Here is an 18,431-nt window from a genome sequence, read left to right as displayed (position 1 = left end):
CGGCACCGGGGCGGATCGCGTCCCGGCAGGCTCAGCGGCCGGTGAGGGTGTGCACCAGGGTGTCGGCCGCCGCGTACGGGTCGAGTTCGCCAGCGACGACCCGCTCGGCCAGCGCGGTCGCCGAGGCCGCCGGCGACAGTTCGTCCAGCCGCCGGCTCAGCTGCCCCGTCGCGATCGCCCGTACCTCCGCCGCGGCCCGGGCCGCCCGGCGCCGGGCCAGCTCGCCGTGCTCGGCCAGGTGCGCCCGGTGCTTGTCCAGCGACTCGACCAGCTCGTCCAGCCCGTCGCCGGTGGACGCGACGCAGCGCAGCACCGGCGGGCGCCACTCGTACGGCTCGCGGCGGGCCAGCGCGAGCATCCCGCGCAGGTCCCGCGCGGCGGCGTCGGCGCCGTCCCGGTCGGCCTTGTTCACCACGAACACGTCCGCGATCTCCAGCACGCCGGCCTTGACCGCCTGGATCGCGTCACCCATGCCCGGCGCGGTGAGCACCACCGTGGTGTCGGCCAGGCTGGCGATCGCCACCTCCGCCTGACCGACGCCGACCGTCTCCACCAGCACCGTGTCGCAGCCGGCCGCGTCCAGGATCCGTACCGCCTGCGGGGTGGCCGCGGCGAGGCCGCCGAGCTCCCCGCGGGAGGACATCGAGCGGATGAACACGCCCTCGTCGAGGGCGTGTTCCTGCATCCGGACCCGGTCGCCGAGGATCGCCCCGCCGGTGAACGGTGAGGACGGGTCCACGGCGAGCACACCGACCCGTTCGCCGCGCGAGCGCAGCGCACCGACCAGTGCCGAGGTGGTGGTCGACTTGCCGACGCCGGGAGCGCCGGTCAGCCCGACGACCCGGGCGCCGCCGGTGTGCGGGGCGAGCGCCGCGGCCACCTCGCGCAGCTCCGGCGCGCCGTCCTCGACCAGGCTGATCAGCCGGGCCACCGCCCGCGGCCGGCCGGCCCGCGCCGCCTCGACCAGCTGCGCCACGCTGGCCCGTGGCGCCGCGGACCGATCAGGCACCGGTCACTCCCCCACCGACAGCAGCAGCGCGTCGCCCTGCCCGCCGCCACCGCACAGCGCGGCCGCGCCCAGGCCGCCACCGCGGCGGCGCAGTTCCAGCGCGAGCGTCAGGGCCAGCCGGGCGCCGGACATGCCGATCGGGTGGCCGAGCGCGATCGCGCCGCCGTTGACGTTCACCCTGTCGGCGTCGACGCCGAGCTCCTTGCCGGACTGCACCGCGACCGCGGCGAACGCCTCGTTGATCTCCACCAGGTCCAGGTCACCGACGGTCTTGCCGGCGCGGTCCAGGGCCCGCTTAATCGCGTTCGCCGGCTGCGACTGCAGCGAGTTGTCCGGCCCGGCGACGGTGCCGTACGCGCCGATCTCGGCCAGCCAGGTCAGCCCCAGCTCCTGCGCCTTGCGCTTGCTCATCACCACGACCGCGCAGGCGCCGTCGGAGATCTGCGAGGCGGTACCGGCGGTGATCGTGCCGTCCGGCAGGAACGCCGGCCGCAGCTTTGCGAGCGTCTCGGCGGTGGTGTCCGGCCGGATGCCCTCGTCGGCGGCGAACTCGATCGGCTCGCCCTTGCGCTGCGGCACCGACACCGGGGTGATCTCCTCGGCGAACACGCCGTTCTTGACCGCGGCGGCGGCGAGCTGGTGGCTGCGGGCGGCGAACGCGTCCTGCTCGGCCCGGCCGAGGCCCAGCCGGGTGTTGTGCCGGTCGGTCGACTCCCCCATCGCGACCTGGTCGTACGCGTCGGTCAGGCCGTCGAGCGCCATGTGGTCGCGCAGCGTCACGTCGCCGTACTTGTACCCGGTGCGCTGGCCGGTGAGCAGGTGCGGCGCGTTGGTCATCGACTCCATCCCGCCGGCCACCACGATGTCGAACTCGCCGGCCCGGATCAGCTGGTCGGCGTGCGCGATCGCGTTCAGGCCGGACAGGCAGACCTTGTTGACGGTCACCGCCGGGGTGGTCATCGGGATGCCGGCGGCGACCGCGGCCTGCCGGGCCGGCAGCTGCCCGGCGCCGGCCTGCAGCACCTGGCCCATCACCACGTACTCCACCTGCTCCGGCGTGATGCCGGCCCGCTGCAGCGCGGCCGAGATCGCGACGCCGCCCAGCGCGGTCGCCGGGAAGCTCGCCAGGCCGCCGAGCAGCCGGCCCATCGGGGTACGGGCGCCGTGCACGAGCACGCTTGTCATGGTGATGTCCCTCCACGTCTCACACCGCCGCGGTGTGCCGAGCCGGTCGGTGGGCGACCCGGCCCGGCGGTACCGCTGGCTTAACGACCGTTCACCAGCCAGACTACCGACATGCCCACCGATCACGAACCGCGCAGTAACGCCGACGACCATCTCACCACCGGCGCGCCCGGCGCCGACGAGCTGGGCGTGCTGCGCGTCGACCACGTCGGCATCGCGGTACCCGACCTGGACGCGGCGATCACCTTCTACACCGGCACGTTCGGGATGACCTGCGTGCACACCGAGACCAACGCCGACCAGGGGGTACGGGAAGCGATGCTGCGGGTGGGCGACGACCGCACCGGTGCCCAGCTGCAGCTGCTCGCCCCGGCGTCGCCGGACTCCTCGATCGCCCGGTTCCTGGACCGGCGCGGGCCGGGCGTCCAGCAGCTCGCGTACACCGTCCGGGACGTCACCCGCGCCGCCGCCACGCTGCGCGAACGCGGGCTGCGGCTGCTCTACGACGAGCCCCGGACCGGCACCGCGGGCTCCCGGATCAACTTCGTCCATCCGGCCGACGCGGGCGGCGTCCTGGTCGAGCTGGTGGAACCGGCCGACGACCACGCATCGTGATCGGACGTGTCGGCAGGGTACCGGTACCGCTCAGGCCGTCCCCTTCGGCGCGATCGGTCGTTGTCAGTGTCGGACCGACCGCTGTGCCGTGCCCGCCGCGGTGTGGCACGAACCGCCGCCCGCACGGGTGGAGCAATCCGAAGCACAGGCCTAAAGTGGCGCACACGGATGCACGTGGCCAAGGTCACTGATCCGACCCGAGACACCCGTCCAGACGTTGGGGGACTATGTCGGCTGACGCGACGAACCGTACCGCTGGTGACGCCGCAACTCCGCATGGTCCTTTCGGCTCACCAGGCCGTGCACGGGACGGCGGCAGCGCACCGACACCCACCGGTCGGGCGTGACGCCCGGACGCGGAGTCCGGCATTTCCACCTCGGCACGACAGACCCTGGGCTAGTACGATCGGCCCGGCGGATAACCCCACCAACCATCGGCAAACCGACAAATGACATCCCCCCGAAACGTCGGTGGTCGCCGTTCTCCCCCCGTACGGACCGGGACCTGCGGCCTCCCTCGGCAGCCCGGGGGTCTGCGAGGATGTGTCCATGGCCCAGCAGCAGCCCTCCCTGAACTTCTTCGACCAAGCCAACAGTCAGCCCGACTTCACCGTCGTGCTGCGCGGCTACGACCGTGCCCAGGTCGACGACTTCGTCCAGCGCCTCAACGCCGCGCTCAGCCAGTCCGAAGGCAACCGCGGCGAGGCCGAGCAGCGGATGAACGACGCGCAGCGCCGGCTGCGCCAGGCCGAGCAGCGCAACGCCGCGCTGGAGCAGAAGCTCGGCGACCAGTCCAAGCAGCTGGAGGAGAACAGCCGCCCCACGCTGTCCGGACTCGGTACCAAGGTCGAGCACATCCTGCGACTCGCCGAGGAGCAGGCCAACGAGCACCGCGCCGAGGCCAAGCGGGAGGCCGAGGGCATCCTGTCCGCGGCCCGGCTGGAGGCGCGCGAGATCACCGACAAGGCGCGGGCCGAGTCGGCCGCGGTCAAGTCCGGCGCCGAGCGGGAGGCCACCGCCACCAAGACCGCCGCCGAGCGGGAGGCCTCCGAGACCCGGGTGCAGGCCCGCCGCGAGTCGGACAACCTGCGCGCCGACGCCGAGCGCGAGACCAAGCAGCTGCGCACCGCCACCGCGCACGAGATCGCCGAGACCAAGGCGACCGCCGAGCGCGAGGTGTCCACCATGCGGGCCACCGCCGAGCGGGAGATCACCCAGCTTCGGGCGAAGGCGATGCGCGAGGCCGAGGAGCGCCGGGCCGAGGCCGCGAAACTGCTCGCCGAGGCGAAGGACAAGCGCGACAAGGAACTCCAGGCGCTGGCGCTGGAACTGGCCGAGCGGCGGGAGAAGTCCGAGCGCGAGGAGTCCGAGCGGCACACCGCCGCGGTCGCCCAGACCCAGAAGCTGGTCAGCGAGGCCGAGCAGCGGGCCAAGGCGGCGGAGGAGCGGGCCAAGGAGATCGAGCACCGCGCCGAGGCACGCCGGCAGGAGTCGGAGCGTACCGCCAACGAGACCGTCGACAAGGCCAAGGCGCTGGCCGACAAGACACTCTCGGAGGCGCAGGCCGAGGCCACCCGGGTCACCTCGGAGGCCCGGTCGGAGGCCGACATCACCACCACCGCGGCCCGCCGCGAGGTGGAGGACCTGACCCGGCAGCGCGACCAGATCACCGCACAGCTCGGGCAGCTGCGCGAGATGCTGGGCGGCTTGGCCAACTTCGGCGGCGCGCCGGCGGCCGCGGCCGCCGCGGCCGCCGAGGGTGCGGACAGCAAATCCGAAGCGAGTTCGGAGAAGGCGTCCGGCAAGTCGGGCGGCAAGTCCGGCAGCGACGACCAGACTCAGCGCATCCCCGCCACCAGCGGAAGCTGAGAATCCTTACCCAGTACGGAAAATCGCACCGGACGACACCCGCGTCCGGTGCGATTTTTTCGTTCGGGCACGCCTGTGTACTCTCGTCGGGTCGGCCGCCGGAGGCAGGCGTGCCGACCAGAATCCAGCAGGCCGAACAAAACGCGACCCCCGTCACTGTGCTGCCTTCCGTGTGTGACGGGCCGTCACGTGTGAGGATGGGACCATGGCGCACGGCGGGGAACAGGGTCTCTTCTCGTTGACCGACGGTGGCTCGCGCGGCGAGGCGAGCTTCGAGATGGTGCTGCGCGGATACGATCGGCGCCAGGTCGATCGGTTCGTGGCACAGGTCGAAGCCGACCTCACCGCACTGGCCACCGAACGAAACGACGCGTACACCCAGTTGCAGCAGGCCGCCGGTCAGCTGCAGCAGGTGCAGACCGAGCTGATCGACCTGCGCCGCCGCGCCGCCGTCGACGAGCAGCCCTCCTACCGCCACCTCGGCCCCCGCGTCGAGCAGATCCTCGCACTCGCCGAGGAAGAGGCGGATGCGATCAAACACGGCGCCGAGAAGGAGATCGCGGACAACCGCGCCCAGGCCGAGCAGGTGCTCGCCGAGGCCAAGGAGAAGGCCGAGCAGGCCCGGCACGACTTCGAGACCGCGCTGGCCGCCCGCCGGGCCGAGACCGAGGAGGCCGAGGAGGCGCACCGGGCCGAGGTCGAGGCCGAGTTCGCGGAGAAGTCCGAGCGGGCCGAGCGGCTGCTCGCCGAGGCCGAGCAGCAGGCCGCCGCGCTGCGCGCGGCCACCGAGGAGCATGCCGCGAAGCTGCGCGAGCAGACCGAGCAGGAGATCACCGCGCAGCGCGCGGAGGCCGAGCAGGAGCGGGCCGCGGTCGCCGAGGAACTGCGCACGCTGAAGGAAGAGACCACCAGCTACGCGAGCCGGGTCCGCAGCGAGGCCGAGCAGATCGCCCAGCAGACCACCGCCGCCGCCGAGCAGAAGGCGGCCGAGCTGCGCACCGCGGCCGAGACCGAGGCCGAGCAGATCCGGCACGACGTCGCCGCACACGACGCGAACGTCCGCGGCGACGCCGACGCGTACGCGCAGAAGACCCGGCAGGACGCCGACTCGTACGCCGAACAGGTGCGCACCGAGGCGGAGCTGGCGGCGCAGCAGCTGCGCACCGCGGCCGAGGAGCACTCCCAGACGGTCCGCAGCAAGGCCGAGGAGTCGGCCCGGCAGGCGAACGAGTCGGCCCGGCGGGACGCCGAGGCGATCCTCGGCACCGCCCGGGCGCAGGCCGACCGGATCGTGGCCGAGGCCGGCCGCAAGGTCAGCGAGCTGGACGAGCGGCGCAAGGTGATCAAGCGCGACATCGGCAAGCTGCGCGAGACGCTGACCCGGCTCACCGGCGCCAGCGCCGCGCTGCTGGACGATGACGACGACGAGGACGTGCCGCCGACACCGCTCGCCGAGACGGACGAGCCGACCCGGGTCAACGGATCGGCCGCGGCGGACGAACCGGCCGAGCCGGCCGCCACCGCGGACGACACCGCGGTGCTCACCGACAGCACCACCATCCTGGAGCCGATCACCGCCGACCCGGGCCCGGACCACAACAACGGCAACGGGTCCCGCGCCAACGGCAACGACCGGCAGAACAACCGCACCCCGCGCCGGGCGCAGTACCTGCAACCGCAGCAGCCCGGCCAGGGCCGTCGCTGACCCGGTGCGCTGACCCGGCGGCGGGCCGATGGCCGCGCTGAGCGCCGACACCCTGTCGGAGGTCACCCGGGCCATCGACCTGGCCGGGGTGTTCGCCAACGCGGTGCTGGGCGGCGCGCTCGCGGCCCGGGAGCGGCTGGACGTGGTCGGCCTGGTCACCCTGGCGGTCATCTCCGGTACCGGCGGCGGGCTGATCCGGGACACGCTGCTGCAGCGCGGTACCCCGGTCGCGCTGACCGACTACGCGTACCTGCTGACCGCGCTGGCCGGCGCCGGGGTCGCCTTCCTGATCAAGGTGGAGGGCTCCGCGTGGCGCCGGCCGCTGCTGTTCGTCGACGCGCTGGCGCTCGGCTTCTGGGCGGTCGCCGGCGCGCAGAAGACGCTGGAGAGCGGGCTGGGCTGGCTGCCGGCGGTACTGCTCGGGCTGATCACCGCGGTCGGCGGCGGCGTGGTGCGCGACGTACTGATCCGGCGGGTCCCGGTGATCTTCGGCGGCACCCTGTACGCGGGTGCCGCACTCGTGGCGAGCATCGTGGTCGTGGTCTGCACCCGGCTCGGCCAACCGACACTCGGCGTCGCCGCCGGCGTGCTGGTGGGTGCCGGGCTGCGGCTGCTGAGCATCCAGTTCCACTGGACCCTCCCGCAGGGTCGCAACTGGACCCTGCGGGACGGGCGGGAGTGGTGGGCGCGCAGCAACCCGCTGGTGCGCCCGGCCCGCGATCAGCAGCGGACGAAGCGGTGGGAGTCGTGGCGGGCCACCCGGCTGTCCCGGCGCGGCGGCCGGGACCACCCGAAACCGTGAACCCGGGTGGCCACCGAGCCCGGTGGGAAGAGCGCGGGCGGCCCGCCGGCCTGCCGGCAGCGCGCGGCCGGCTGGGCGACGCGCGGCTCCGGAAGCGGCCGGTTGACCGGCTCGGGCACCTGCGGGCGCCGGGCTCGGCCTCGGCCACGTACGGGCGCTGGGCCGGCTCGGCGGCGCGCGCCTAGGGTGTCTCGCCGGTGGCGATCGGGCGGGTCGGGTCGGAGATCCAGTCGCTCCACGACCCGACGTACAGCGCGGGCCGGAAGCCGGCGACGGTCAGCGCCAGGGCGGTGTGTGCCGCGGTGACGCCGGATCCGCAGTACGCGCCGACCGGTACGTCCTCGCGCACCCCGGCCGCCGCGAACAGCTCGCGCAGCCGCGCCGGGTCGAGCAGCCGGCCGTCCGGCCCGACGGTGTCGGTCTTGGGCACGTTGACCGCGCCGGGGATGTGTCCGGCGACCGGGTCGACCGGCTCCCGCTCGCCCCGGTAGCGTTCCGCGGCCCGCACGTCCAGCAGTACCCCGGTGGCGGGCAGCGCCGCGGCCGAGCCGGCGTCCAGCGTGGGCAACTGCCCCGGCCGTACGGTCACGTCGCCGGGCGTGGGCTCGGGGACGGCCGTCTCGACCGGGCCGCCGGCGGCGAGCCAGGCCCGGTAGCCACCGTCGAGCACCGCCACCCGGTCGTGCCCGGCCCAGCGCAGCGTCCACCAGGCCCGGGCGGCGGGCAGCCCGTCGCCGTCGTCGTACACCACCACGGTGGAGTCGGCGCGGACGCCGGCGGCGCGCAGGACCGCCTGCAGCCGGGCCGGGTCGGGCAGCGGATGCCGGCCGCCGGTCGGACCATGACCGGTCAGATCATCGGACAGCTCGACGAACACGGCGCCGGGCACGTGTCCGGACAGATGGTCCGGACGGGCCGAAGGCGCGCCGAGCCGCCATCGGACATCCAGGATCGTCAGGGGGTACTGGTAGGAATCCGCTGGGGGTTCGGCCTGGTCGAGGGCCGCCCGCAACCAGGCGGGATCGACCACGGTGCCGGGAGTCGTCATGGGCGTCACGACCCCAGTGTTCCGCAATCATTTTCAGGTAGCATGGTGCCCCGGGAGGGTGTGTTGAACGATCTGGTTGACACCACAGAGATGTACCTCCGCACGATCCTTGAGCTCGAGGAGGAGGGCGTCGCCCCGCTGCGCGCCAGGATTGCGGAGCGCCTGCACCAGAGCGGCCCCACGGTGAGCCAGACGGTCGCCCGGATGGAGCGCGACGGTCTGCTGCGGGTCGAGGGTGACCGGCACCTGGCGCTGACCGATGCCGGCCGGGAGCACGCGGTCGCGGTGATGCGCAAGCACCGGCTCGCCGAGCTGCTGCTGATCAACGTGATCGGGATGAAGTACGAGGCGGCCCACGACGAGGCCTGCCGGTGGGAGCACGTGATGAGCTCCGACGTCGAGCACCGGGTCTACGAGCTGCTCGGCCGGCCGACCCACTCGCCGTACGGGAACCCGATCCCCGGGCTGCACGTGTTCGATCCGGCGGCGGTCGAGCCGGCCGCGAGTGACGAGCACAACCTGGCCAGCGCGAGCGTGCGCGGCTCGGTGACGGTGGGGCGCATCTGCGAGAGCGTGCAGACCGACGCGGCGCTGCTGGAGCGGTTGCATGCGGCGGGCATCGACCCCGGTGCGAAGGTGCACGTCGAGCAGGACGGCGACACCGTCACCATCACCCATGAAGGCGCGGAGCTGCGACTGCCCTCGTCCGTCGCGAGCCGGGTGTTCGTCACCGCCTGAGTGGTCCGGCCCGCGGGCATCCGCCGCCGTGGTTGCTCCGTGCGGTTCGACTTTCCCGGATTCGGGCTGGTGCCAACGGTTTTGCGTGGTACCCAGAAATGGATGAGCGCACCGGTGCGCCCGGCGGACGGCCAGCTGTTCCAGCCGGGAGAAGAGATCTTGTGGTGGCTGCGGCCGACCGAGGCCGGCAGCCGCGGCGGCTACCTGGTCCGCCGGTTCTCGCGTGCGGTCGCGGCGTTCGCGACCGCCGGGGTGGCCAGCGTGCTGACCTTCGGGGTGGTGCTGCCGCTGCTGTCGTCGGTCCGGCCGGACGTCACCGCCTGGCTGCTGCCGCTGCTGGCCGGTGCGGCGCTGGTGGTCGCCGGCGGCGTGCTGCTGCTCGCGGTCGGCGTGCTCGCCCTGCTGGTACCCGAGCCGGCCTGTCCCCCGCCGCCCCGGGTGGTGTCCGACCTGCTGTACGTGATCACCGACCGGCGGCTGCTGGTGGTGCGGACCTCCCGCGGCTCGGGCCGGGAGTACCGGCCGGACGACCTCGCGCCGACCGGCCAGGTGCCGCCGACCTACCGGATCGACGAGGTCGAGCCGGGCGTCGGCAACATCCTGATCGGGGCGCAGTCGCCGAGCGGCTGGATCCCGCGGATGAGCCTGTGGTCGGTGCCGGAGCCGGCGAAGGTGGTGGCCCGGATCCAGGAGTGGGCCGGCGGCACGGTCCAGCCGGCGGACTGAACCCCCGGCCGCCGGGGCAATCGGTTCGGTGGCCTCAGCGCTTGGCTTCGAGCGTGCGGGCGTAGTCGGCGAGCTTGCCGACGTTCTCGCGCGCGGTGTGCGCGCCGACGTCCCGGGGATAGGTGTAGCGCAGCGTCACGATCTGCTGGTGCTTGCCGAGCCAGGCGATCTCGACCGCCGGGCCGGCGCCGTCGCCGGCGGCGAGGATCCGGCTGTACGCGGCGGAACCCAGGTTGGACAGGTCGTCCGAGTCGCTCGGCGCCGCCTTGTCGAACGCCTTCGCGTCCGCCTGGGTGCCGATCACGCTGAGCACCAGCGACGGGTAGTCGGAGTAGAGCACCTGCAGCGCGCAGGCCTTCGCGCCGGAATTGCTGCTCGCCGCCGCGACCTGGAACTCGGTGCCGGTGGCGGCCTGCACGCTGGCGTAGTCGAGCAGGGTGCAGGTGCCGCCCGCCTTGCTCGGCGGGGTGGGTGACGCGGACGGGGTCGGCGCCTTCTCGAACTCGCCGGCGCCCACCGGTGCCGGCGTCGCGGTCTTCGGCTCGTTCGCGGTCGGGTGCTCCAGCCGGGCGCAGCCGGACAGTGCCGCCACGCCTGCCAGCAGGGCACCGGCGAGCGCGACGTGTCTGGTACGCATCGTGTCGGTCTCCCCGGGTCGGTCGGCCGCGCCGCGCGATCGGCTCGTGCGGCGGGCGGTGCGCGTGACCGGGTACGGCCCGGCCGGCTCCCCACCGTACGCGGCGGGTGCTCGCCGGGACGGACCGCACGTGCGTGAGCTGGGCCGCATCGGCACGAACATTCACCAGTTTCCAGGACGAAAACGCCCAATATTCCGACGCCGCGCCAGTCACGCTCCGTACTCAGTCGGCGGACAGTTCGCGCAGCTCGTCGTCGGTGAGCATCAGCTGCGCGGCCGCGGTGTTCTCCGCCACGTGCGCGACCGAACCGGTGCCCGGGATCGGCAGCATCACCGGCGAGCGGGCGAGCAGCCAGGCCAGCGCGACCTGGGCCGGCGTCGCGCCGTGCGCGGCGGCGATCCTGCCCACCGCGCCGGACAGCTCGCCGGCCGCGATCGGGTACCACGGGATGAACCCGAGGCCCTCCGCGGCGCAGTAGTCCAGCACGTCGGCCGACCGCCGCTCCATCAGGTTGTACAGGTTCTGCACCGACACGATGTCGACGATCTCGCGTGCCTGCTGGATCTGCTCGACGCTCACCTCGGACAGCCCGATCAGGCCGATCTTGCCCTCCTGCTGCATCATCCGCAGCTCACCGAGCTGGTCGCCGAGCGGTACCGCGGGGTCGATGCGGTGCAGCTGGAGCAGGTCGAGGCGCTCCACCCCGAGCCGGCGCAGGCTCATCTCGACCTCCTGCCGTAGGTACTTGGGGTGGCCGACCACGTGCCACTCGTTCGGGCCGGTGCGCACGAAACCGGCCTTGGTGCCGATCACCAGGTCGTCCGGGTACGGGTGCAGCGCGGTGCGGATCAGCTCCTCGGAGACGTACGGCCCGTACGAGTCGGCGGTGTCGATGAAGGTGACACCGAGCTCCACCGCACGGCGCAGCACCCGTACCGCCTCGGCCGGGTCGGCGGGTGGGCCCCAGATGCCGGGGCCGGTGATGCGCATCGCGCCGAAGCCGAGCCGGCGGACGGTCAGCTCGCCGCCGAGGACGAACTCGCCGCTCGCCGCGGCGACGGGACTGCTCTGGGTCACGGTCTGCTCCTCGGATGCTCGCGTCGGCGGTACGCCTTCGACCCTAACGACGGCGGGTCGGCCGGACGGGGTGAAACGGGTCGCGGTAACGCCGGGGGCCGCGGGCCGTTAGACACCGCGGAGTGAGCGCAGCACGACGCTGCGCCGATCGAACCGTGTTAGGAGACCTCGTGCGCGCCACCGTGGCCCTCGCCGCCCTCACCGCCGCCGCAGCCCTGGTACTGGCCGGCTGTGGCAGCGCCCCCGACAAGCACGCGGCGGCGAAGGCGAGCGGCTCGGCCAAACCCAGCGCCAGCGCCAGCCGGTCGAAGCCGGCGTCGCCGTCCCCGGCGCCGACCCGCTCGGGCGGGCCGCGCAGCCTGCTCGCGGTCAGCGAGGCGCCGATCGACCTGTCCGAGGCGCAGCAGCCGCCGGCCGACGCGGTCGTGCAGTACTGGACCCGCTACGGCACCGCGGTCTCCACCCGGGACCTGAAGGGCTCCGGGCTCGCGGAGGTGGTGACGAGCAAGACCGGGGTCGCCGGTACCGGCAAGCTGGTGGACGCGCTGGCCGCGAAGAACCAGCGGTACCAGGGCAAGCTCGTGGTGAACATCCGCAGCGTCGGGATGGGCGGCGACACCGCCACCGTGGACGCCTGCATCGACCAGAGCCGGTCCCGGCTGACCGACGCCGACGGCAACAAGGTCGACGAACCCGGCAAACAGAACATCCTGCCGATCGCGCACACGCTGGTGCACGAGCACGGGCACTGGCTGGTCGACCGGATCCAGCAGGGTGGGTTCACCTGCTGATCCGCCGGCGACGCACCTGCCGGGCTGGCGTTGACAGCGGTGTGCATCGCTAGCGTGGGTGGCATGCGGATCGGCGAACTGGCGCAGCGGTGCGGTATCAGCACCAGGATGCTGCGCTACTACGAACAGCAGGGGCTGCTGGCCGACCGGCGCGACAGCCTCGGCTACCGGCGCTACCACGAGTCGGACGCCCGGCTGGTGCAGGAGATCCTTGCGCTGCAACGGATCGGCTTCACCCTGGCGGAGGCGAGACCGTTCGTGGAGTGCCTGCGTTCCGGGCACGACAGCGGCGACGCCTGCCCGGCCTCGCTGGAGGTGTACCAGCGCAAGCTGGCCGCGCTGGACACCGGCATCGCCCGGCTCACCGCCGCCCGCGACCAGGTCCGCGGCCAGCTCGCCGCGGCGCTGGCCCGCCGTACCGCCGCGCTCGCCGAACCGTGCTGCGAGTTCAGCGCCGCCGAGCCGGCGGTACCGGTCCGAGCGGAACGGTCCAGCGCCGCCGAGGGCGCGGTGGCGATCCGAGCGGGAGAGTCCAGCGCCGCCGAGCAGACGGTGCCGAGCCGAGAGGGGCAGTCATGATCGACACCGGCCGGGTCCGACCCGTCACCGACGCCACGTTCGCCGCCGAGGTGCTCGGCGCCCCGCTGCCGGTACTGGTCGACTTCTGGACCGACTGGTGCCCGCCGTGCAAGCGGCTCGCTCCGGTGCTCGCCGAGCTCGCCGACGAGTACGCGGGCCGGGTGGAGTTTCGCAGCATGGACGCCGACGACCAGCCGGAGACGGCGCGCTCGCTGCACGTACTGGCGTTCCCCACGCTGGCGCTCTACCGGGACGGCGAGCTGATCCGTACCGTCGTCGGCGCGCAGCCGCGGCACCAGTTGCGCAAGCTGCTCGACGCCGCCTGACCGCGGCGGCGACCACGACCGGTCCGGCGGGTCGCGCACCGTCTGGTACGGCAATATCCTTCTTTGGTCAACGGACGGCAGAAAGTCATCAACGGATGGAGTTCGCCACGATGACCGACGATCACTCCGCGCTGGACCGGCGCACCCTGTTCAAGGCCACCCTCGGTGCCGCGACCGTCGCGGTCGTCGGTACCGAGCTGGCCGGCACCGCGGCGTCGGCCGCACCGGTCGCGCCGGCGGCCGACGGGTTCGACTTCGTCATCGGCTGCGACGAGTGGGGTGCCCGCCCACCCTCGAGCCCGATCCAGTTGAGCGGCAACGTCACCAACAAGATCATCGTGCACCACATGGAGTTCCCGAACAGCACCGACTACTCGCTGGAGCACGCGAAGCAGCTCGCCCGGGACTGCCAGGACCTGCACATGGACACCAACGGCTGGGCCGACACCGGCCAGCACTTCACCGTCAGCCGGGGCGGGTACGTGCTGGAGGGCCGGCACCGCAGCCTGGAGACCCTGGAGGGCGGTCAGCAGCAGGTGATCGCCGCGCACTGCCCCGGCGAGAACGGCAACGCGATCGGCATCGAGAACGAGGGCACCTACTTCACCGAGACGCCGCCGCAGGCGCTGTTCGACGCGCTCACCACGCTGTGCGTCACGGTGTGCCGGCAGTACCGGCTGCACGCGTACGACCTGTTCGGGCACTGGGACTTCCGGGACACCGACTGCCCTGGTGCCGCGTTCTACCGTGAGTTCCCGCAGCTGCGGCGCGCGGTGCAGGCCGGGCTCGGCGAGTCCGCCGCCGGCGCACCGCCCCGCCGCTGGCCGGACATCTGGCAGTTCGTCGGCGGACCCGTCGTCCAGCTCGGTCAGTACCTGCTGATCGCGGGCGGGGCGAGGCTGACGGCGAGCGGCACGTTCGACCAGAAGACGATCAAGGCCGTGCAGAAATGGCAGTCCCAGCACGGCATCCCGGTCGACCCGGACGCCACCTTCACCACCGCGACCTGGGAGACGCTGGTACCGGCGCTCGCGCCCGGCGCGACCGGCGCCGCGGTCACCGGCGCGCAGACCATCCTCGCGCACAAGGGCTGCGCGGTGAGCGCGACCGGCAGCTACGACGCGGCGACCCAGACCGCGGTCACCGCAATCCAGCAGCTGCACGGGCTGCCCGCGACCGGCTCGCTCGACGTCACCACCTGGTGTGCCGTCGCCGGCGGCACCGTCCGCGAGTCGCTGTCCTGACCGCGGCGGTCAGTGGCGCAACGCCGGGTGGTCGCCGATCACGGTGGCGGAGTTGGCGGGGACCTCGGTGAACCCGGCGTCGTGCACCACCGGCAGCGCGGCCACCGCGAGCCGGTGCCACGCCGCCGGGGTCGCGGTGCGTACCGCGAGCGGGAAGCCGGCGTCGGCCCAGATCTCCCGGGCCGCCGCCGGCAGCGCCGCGTAGGTCAGCTGGGCGCCGTGGCCGGTCTGCGCCATCGCCTTGCCCGCGGTCATCGACAGCGCGGGGTTGAGCCACAGCACCGGCGTACCGGCGGCCGGCGCGGCCGGCGGCTCGGTGTCGTCGAAGTCGGTACCGCCGACCTGCAGCCGGGCCAGGTCGGCCGGCCAGCCGTCCAGCGGTACCGGCGGGAACACCCGCACGGTCGCGCTGCGGTGCTGCAGCGTCAGCCCGGCAAGCGCCTCGGCCCGGCGCCACTGCGCGCCGCGGGCCCGGCGTACCACCTTGCGGATCCGGCCGTCGGTCCACGCGGTCACCGCGTCGTGCCACTCCCCCGCCGGCTGGGCGCTGCGCGGGTCGGACAGGAACGTCAGCACCGCCCGGGCGGCGGCCTCCAGCGCGTCGGTGCGCTCCGGCGGCGCGTCCCGCTCCAGCCGCACCACCAGCGGCAGCACGTACTGCGGGGCAGCGTCACGGGGATCGGTGTCGCCAGTGTCGGTCGCCGCGTCGTCCACGGCCCGCAGCATGCCACGCGGCGGTGCCGGACGAGCCGCCGACACCCAGCGGCGCGGCCCGGGTCACCGACCGCCCGGCCGGTACGCGACGGTGATCAGGTGGCTGGAACTGCCCAGCAGGCTCGGCTCCGCCTCCACCCGGCGCAGCTGGTCGAGTACCAGCCGGATGCCGTCCGGGTCGGCCAGCAGGTCGGTGAGCCGGTCACCGAGCTGCCACAGCGACCCCTCCACCGCCAGCACCCGTTCGGCGGTCAGGCCGGCCTCCCGCGCCTCGTCGGCCGGCTCCTCCGGCCGGTGGAAGTACGCGTCGGTGAACCAGCCGCGGCCCGGCTCGGTGTTGCGGTGCACGCCGGTGGCCAGGGCCCGGTCCACGATCGGCGCGAACCGCGGGTCGGCGTAGTACCCGCGGACGAAGCCGTCGTGCAGCGAGGCGAACCGGCTGATCGTCGCGGCGAGCACGACCCCGCCCGGGCGCAGCACCCGGGCCGCCTCCCGCCACGCCGCCAGCCGGTCGGCGCGGGACAGCAGGTGGTAGAGCGGGCCGAGCAGCAGCACCGCCTCGACGCTCGCGTCGGGCTGCGCCAGCGCGCGGGCGTCACCGACCTCCGCGGTCACCCCCGGCAGGGTCGCGGCCCGCTCGACGTGCTCGGGTACCAGGTCGACCACGTGCACCGGGTGCCCGGCGGCGGCGAGATCGCCGGCGTACGCACCGGTCGCGCCGCCGACGTCGAGCACGCTCGCCGGCGGGGCCGGCAGGTACCGGGCCAGGATGTCACGGGTGCGCAGCGCCTCCAGCAGGCCGGCGCCGGCGTCGAGCCGGGTCCGCTCGCCGCCGCGCCGGTAGTACTCCAGGATGTCGGCCATCCACGGATGGTCACCGGTCCGGCTCGCGACGGCAACCGGATAGCTGGTGCGGGAGGACCGCTCGCTCGCCCGCGGCCCCGACGACCTCTCGGCGGGTTGGGCGCGGGGGTGTCGGTGGCGGGCGGCAGAATGCTTCGCAACACGACGTCGTACGAAGGTGGCTCTCGTGGCAGTCAGTGTCAACCAGCGGATCGCCGAGGAGCTCGGGGTGCGCGACGGCCAGGTGGCCGCCGCCGTGCAGTTGCTCGACGCGGGCAGCACCGTGCCGTTCATCGCCCGGTACCGCAAGGAGGTGACCGGCGCGCTGGACGACGCGCAGCTGCGCACCCTGGAGGAACGGCTGCGCTACCTGCGCGAGCTGGAGGAGCGCCGCGCCGCGGTGCTGGACGAGATCCGCGGCCAGGGCAAGCTGGACGACGCGCTGGAGCAGCAGATCCTCGCCGCCGACTCGAAGGCCCGGCTGGAGGACATCTACCTGCCGTTCAAGCCGAAGCGGCGGACCAAGGCGCAGCTCGCCCGCGAGGCGGGGCTGGAGCCGCTGGCCGACACGCTGCTCGCCGACCCGACCCAGGACCCGCAACAGGTGGCGGCCGGCTTCGTCGCCGAGGGGGTCGCGGACGCCGCGGCGGCGCTGGACGGGGCACGGGCCATCCTGGTGGAGCGGTTCGCCGAGGACGCCGACCTGATCGGCGAGCTGCGCGAGCTGATGTTCACCCGCGGCCACCTGGTGTCGAAGGTGCGCGAGGGCAAGGAGCAGGACGGCGCCAAGTTCGCCGACTACTTCGACTTCGCCGAGCCGTACCCGAAGCTGCCCTCGCACCGGATCCTCGCGCTGCTGCGCGGCGAGAAGGAGGAGGTGCTGGAGCTGTCGTTCACCGCCGACGCGCCGCCCGCCGAGGGTGCCGCACCGGCGCCCGGCCCGACCACGTACGAGCAGCGCATCGCGGCGCGGTTCGGGGTGCGCGACGAGGGCCGGGCGGCCGACCGGTGGCTGGCCGACTCGGTGCGCTGGGCCTGGCGGACCAGGATCCTGGTGCGGCTGGGCATCGACCTGCGCACCCGGCTGTTCGCGACCGCCGAGGAGGAGGCGGTGCGGGTGTTCGCGGCGAACCTGCGGGACCTGCTGCTCGCCGCGCCGGCCGGCGAGCGCGCCACGATGGGCCTCGACCCGGGCTTCCGCACCGGCGTGAAGGTCGCCGTCGTCGACGCGACCGGCAAGGTGGTCGACACCGCGACGATCTACCCGCACGTACCGCAGCGCAAGTGGGACGCGTCGCTCGCGACGCTGGCCGCGTTGTGCGCCAAGCATTCCGTCGAGCTGATCGCGATCGGCAACGGCACCGCCTCCCGGGAGACCGACCGGCTCGCGATCGACCTGATCAAGCAGCATCCGGAGCTGCCGCTGACCAAGGTGGTGGTGTCCGAGGCCGGCGCGTCGGTCTACTCCGCCTCCGCGTACGCCTCGTCCGAGCTGCCGGAGCTGGACGTGTCGCTGCGCGGGGCGGTGTCGATCGCCCGCCGGTTGCAGGACCCGCTGGCCGAGCTGGTCAAGATCGACCCGCAGTCCATCGGCGTCGGGCAGTACCAGCACGACCTGTCGTACGGGAAGCTGTCCCGCTCGCTCGACGCCGTCGTCGAGGACGCGGTGAACGCGGTCGGGGTGGACGTCAACACCGCCTCCGCGCCGCTGCTGACCCGGGTGTCCGGCATCGGTACCGGGCTGGCCGAGAACATCGTGCTGCACCGCGACGCCAACGGCCCCTTCGCCTCCCGCGCAGCGCTCAAGTCGGTGCCGCGACTCGGCCCGAAGGCGTACGAGCAGTGCGCCGGGTTCCTGCGCATCCGCGGCGGCGACGACCCGCTGGACGGCTCCGCGGTGCACCCGGAGGCGTACCCGGTGGTACGCCGGATCATCGAGCGCACCGGCTCCGGGGTCACCGAGCTGCTCGGCAACGGTCGGGTGCTGCGGGCGCTCCAGCCGGCCGACTTCGTCGACGACACGTTCGGGGTGCCGACGGTCACCGACATCCTGGCCGAGCTGGAGAAGCCGGGCCGGGACCCGCGGCCGGAGTTTCGTACCGCGACGTTCGCCGAGGGTGTCGAGACGCTCGGCGACCTGAAGCCGGGCATGGTGCTGGAGGGCACCGTCACCAACGTCGCCGCGTTCGGCGCGTTCGTCGACATCGGCGTGCACCAGGACGGCCTGGTGCACGTGTCGGCGCTGTCGAACACGTTCGTGTCCGACCCGCGCGACGTGGTCAAGTCCGGCGACGTCGTCAAGGTCAAGGTGCTGGACGTGGACATCCCGCGCAAGCGCATCTCGCTGACGCTGCGGCTCGACGACGAGCCCGGCGCCGCCGGCGAACGCCGGGGCGGCGGTGGCCCGCGCCGCGGCCAGCAGGGCGACCGGTCCGGCCAGCGCAGCCAGGAGTCCGGTCAGCGCGGCCAGGGCGCCGGGCAGCGGAGCGACCGGCGGCAGTCCGGCGGCCGAGGGCGGCCCG

The 18,431-nt window shown here is 73.6% G+C and carries 18 protein-coding genes; 11 read left to right on the top strand and 7 right to left on the bottom strand.

Annotation, left to right across the window (positions count from 1 at the left end; genetic code table 11):
- Nucleotides 1-31: 31 nt before the first annotated feature.
- Both meaB and NUM_RS33870 read right to left on the bottom strand, forming a co-directional pair.
- On the bottom strand, nt 32-1,009 hold the full coding sequence (gene meaB / locus NUM_RS33875; protein WP_207129017.1) for a methylmalonyl Co-A mutase-associated GTPase MeaB: 978 nt from the start codon (nt 1,007-1,009) through the stop codon (nt 32-34).
- A 3-nt stretch (nt 1,010-1,012) separates the two neighbouring features.
- A complete protein-coding gene (locus tag NUM_RS33870) occupies nt 1,013-2,194 on the bottom strand; it encodes an acetyl-CoA C-acetyltransferase (protein ID WP_207129016.1) in 1,182 nt (393 codons plus the stop codon).
- A gap of 111 nt (nt 2,195-2,305) precedes the next feature.
- Between NUM_RS33870 and mce the strand changes: the two genes are divergently transcribed.
- From mce to NUM_RS33850, 4 genes are all read left to right on the top strand, one after another.
- Nucleotides 2,306-2,809, top strand: a complete 504-nt coding sequence (mce, locus tag NUM_RS33865; protein WP_207129015.1) for a methylmalonyl-CoA epimerase — start codon at nt 2,306-2,308, stop codon at nt 2,807-2,809.
- A 549-nt stretch (nt 2,810-3,358) separates the two neighbouring features.
- On the top strand, nt 3,359-4,678 hold the full coding sequence (locus tag NUM_RS33860; RefSeq protein ID WP_207129014.1) for a DivIVA domain-containing protein: 1,320 nt from the start codon (nt 3,359-3,361) through the stop codon (nt 4,676-4,678).
- 205 nt (nt 4,679-4,883) lie between these two features.
- Nucleotides 4,884-6,383, top strand: coding sequence for a DivIVA domain-containing protein (locus tag NUM_RS33855; RefSeq protein ID WP_207129013.1), 1,500 nt, complete (start codon nt 4,884-4,886; stop codon nt 6,381-6,383).
- A gap of 28 nt (nt 6,384-6,411) precedes the next feature.
- Entirely contained in the window at nt 6,412-7,185 is a 774-nt protein-coding gene (locus NUM_RS33850; protein ID WP_207129012.1) for a trimeric intracellular cation channel family protein, read from the top strand.
- 181 nt (nt 7,186-7,366) lie between these two features.
- Here the strand turns inward: NUM_RS33850 and NUM_RS33845 are convergent, their stop codons facing one another.
- Entirely contained in the window at nt 7,367-8,233 is an 867-nt protein-coding gene (locus NUM_RS33845) for a sulfurtransferase (RefSeq protein WP_207129050.1), read from the bottom strand.
- A 42-nt stretch (nt 8,234-8,275) separates the two neighbouring features.
- Here NUM_RS33845 and NUM_RS33840 point away from each other — a divergent pair, with 42 nt between their 5' ends.
- Both NUM_RS33840 and NUM_RS33835 read left to right on the top strand, forming a co-directional pair.
- The gene (locus NUM_RS33840; protein WP_207129011.1) at nt 8,276-8,971 is read left to right on the top strand and encodes a metal-dependent transcriptional regulator; all 696 of its coding nucleotides are present in this window, start codon (nt 8,276-8,278) and stop codon (nt 8,969-8,971) included.
- 102 nt (nt 8,972-9,073) lie between these two features.
- Nucleotides 9,074-9,697: a hypothetical protein gene (locus NUM_RS33835; protein ID WP_207129010.1), complete on the top strand. Its 624-nt coding sequence runs from the start codon at nt 9,074-9,076 to the stop codon at nt 9,695-9,697.
- A gap of 34 nt (nt 9,698-9,731) precedes the next feature.
- Here the strand turns inward: NUM_RS33835 and NUM_RS33830 are convergent, their stop codons facing one another.
- Both NUM_RS33830 and NUM_RS33825 read right to left on the bottom strand, forming a co-directional pair.
- Nucleotides 9,732-10,334 carry a hypothetical protein gene (locus tag NUM_RS33830; protein ID WP_207129009.1) on the bottom strand — a complete coding sequence of 201 codons (603 nt, stop codon included), beginning with the start codon at nt 10,332-10,334 and terminating at the stop codon, nt 9,732-9,734.
- A 223-nt stretch (nt 10,335-10,557) separates the two neighbouring features.
- A complete protein-coding gene (locus NUM_RS33825) occupies nt 10,558-11,412 on the bottom strand; it encodes an aldo/keto reductase (RefSeq protein WP_207129008.1) in 855 nt (284 codons plus the stop codon).
- A 170-nt stretch (nt 11,413-11,582) separates the two neighbouring features.
- Between NUM_RS33825 and NUM_RS33820 the strand changes: the two genes are divergently transcribed.
- The 4 genes from NUM_RS33820 (at nt 11,583) to NUM_RS33805 (ending at nt 14,352) form a co-directional block, all read left to right on the top strand.
- On the top strand, nt 11,583-12,203 hold the full coding sequence (locus tag NUM_RS33820; protein WP_207129007.1) for a hypothetical protein: 621 nt from the start codon (nt 11,583-11,585) through the stop codon (nt 12,201-12,203).
- 63 nt (nt 12,204-12,266) lie between these two features.
- A complete protein-coding gene (locus tag NUM_RS33815) occupies nt 12,267-12,782 on the top strand; it encodes a MerR family transcriptional regulator (protein ID WP_207129006.1) in 516 nt (171 codons plus the stop codon).
- Nucleotides 12,779-13,108, top strand: a complete 330-nt coding sequence (locus tag NUM_RS33810; RefSeq protein WP_207129005.1) for a thioredoxin family protein — start codon at nt 12,779-12,781, stop codon at nt 13,106-13,108. The genes NUM_RS33815 and NUM_RS33810 overlap by 4 nt, the downstream gene beginning before the upstream one ends.
- 110 nt (nt 13,109-13,218) lie before the next feature.
- Nucleotides 13,219-14,352 carry a peptidoglycan recognition protein family protein gene (locus NUM_RS33805; protein ID WP_207129004.1) on the top strand — a complete coding sequence of 378 codons (1,134 nt, stop codon included), beginning with the start codon at nt 13,219-13,221 and terminating at the stop codon, nt 14,350-14,352.
- 9 nt (nt 14,353-14,361) lie between these two features.
- Here NUM_RS33805 and NUM_RS33800 read toward each other — a convergent pair whose 3' ends face one another.
- Nucleotides 14,362-15,066, bottom strand: coding sequence for a peptidyl-tRNA hydrolase (locus NUM_RS33800; RefSeq protein ID WP_207129003.1), 705 nt, complete (start codon nt 15,064-15,066; stop codon nt 14,362-14,364).
- Between the two features lie 63 nt (nt 15,067-15,129).
- A complete protein-coding gene (locus NUM_RS33795) occupies nt 15,130-15,930 on the bottom strand; it encodes a class I SAM-dependent methyltransferase (RefSeq protein ID WP_207129002.1) in 801 nt (266 codons plus the stop codon).
- A 166-nt stretch (nt 15,931-16,096) separates the two neighbouring features.
- On the opposite strand from NUM_RS33795, the gene NUM_RS33790 reads away from it, so the two are divergent.
- The coding region (locus NUM_RS33790; RefSeq protein ID WP_207129001.1) for a Tex family protein at nt 16,097-18,431 on the top strand (2,335 nt) is incomplete at its 3' end.

It is taken from the genome of Actinocatenispora comari, assembly GCF_017312725.1.
Classification (GTDB): Bacteria; Actinomycetota; Actinomycetes; order Mycobacteriales; family Micromonosporaceae; genus Actinocatenispora; species Actinocatenispora comari.
This window is presented reverse-complemented; position numbering and strand designations above follow the sequence as displayed.

Coding starts and splice junctions, on each gene's coding strand:
- NUM_RS33815 (WP_207129006.1), top strand. CDS start 12,267: ATGCGGATCGGCGAACTGGCGCAGCGGTGCGGTATCAGCACCAGGATG.
- NUM_RS33830 (WP_207129009.1), bottom strand. CDS start 10,334: ATGCGTACCAGACACGTCGCGCTCGCCGGTGCCCTGCTGGCAGGCGTG.
- mce (WP_207129015.1), top strand. CDS start 2,306: ATGCCCACCGATCACGAACCGCGCAGTAACGCCGACGACCATCTCACC.
- NUM_RS33840 (WP_207129011.1), top strand. CDS start 8,276: ATGGTGCCCCGGGAGGGTGTGTTGAACGATCTGGTTGACACCACAGAG.
- NUM_RS33870 (WP_207129016.1), bottom strand. CDS start 2,194: ATGACAAGCGTGCTCGTGCACGGCGCCCGTACCCCGATGGGCCGGCTG.
- NUM_RS33810 (WP_207129005.1), top strand. CDS start 12,779: ATGATCGACACCGGCCGGGTCCGACCCGTCACCGACGCCACGTTCGCC.
- NUM_RS33845 (WP_207129050.1), bottom strand. CDS start 8,233: ATGACGACTCCCGGCACCGTGGTCGATCCCGCCTGGTTGCGGGCGGCC.
- NUM_RS33850 (WP_207129012.1), top strand. CDS start 6,412: ATGGCCGCGCTGAGCGCCGACACCCTGTCGGAGGTCACCCGGGCCATC.
- NUM_RS33805 (WP_207129004.1), top strand. CDS start 13,219: ATGACCGACGATCACTCCGCGCTGGACCGGCGCACCCTGTTCAAGGCC.
- NUM_RS33860 (WP_207129014.1), top strand. CDS start 3,359: ATGGCCCAGCAGCAGCCCTCCCTGAACTTCTTCGACCAAGCCAACAGT.
- NUM_RS33795 (WP_207129002.1), bottom strand. CDS start 15,930: ATGGCCGACATCCTGGAGTACTACCGGCGCGGCGGCGAGCGGACCCGG.
- NUM_RS33855 (WP_207129013.1), top strand. CDS start 4,884: ATGGCGCACGGCGGGGAACAGGGTCTCTTCTCGTTGACCGACGGTGGC.
- NUM_RS33835 (WP_207129010.1), top strand. CDS start 9,074: ATGAGCGCACCGGTGCGCCCGGCGGACGGCCAGCTGTTCCAGCCGGGA.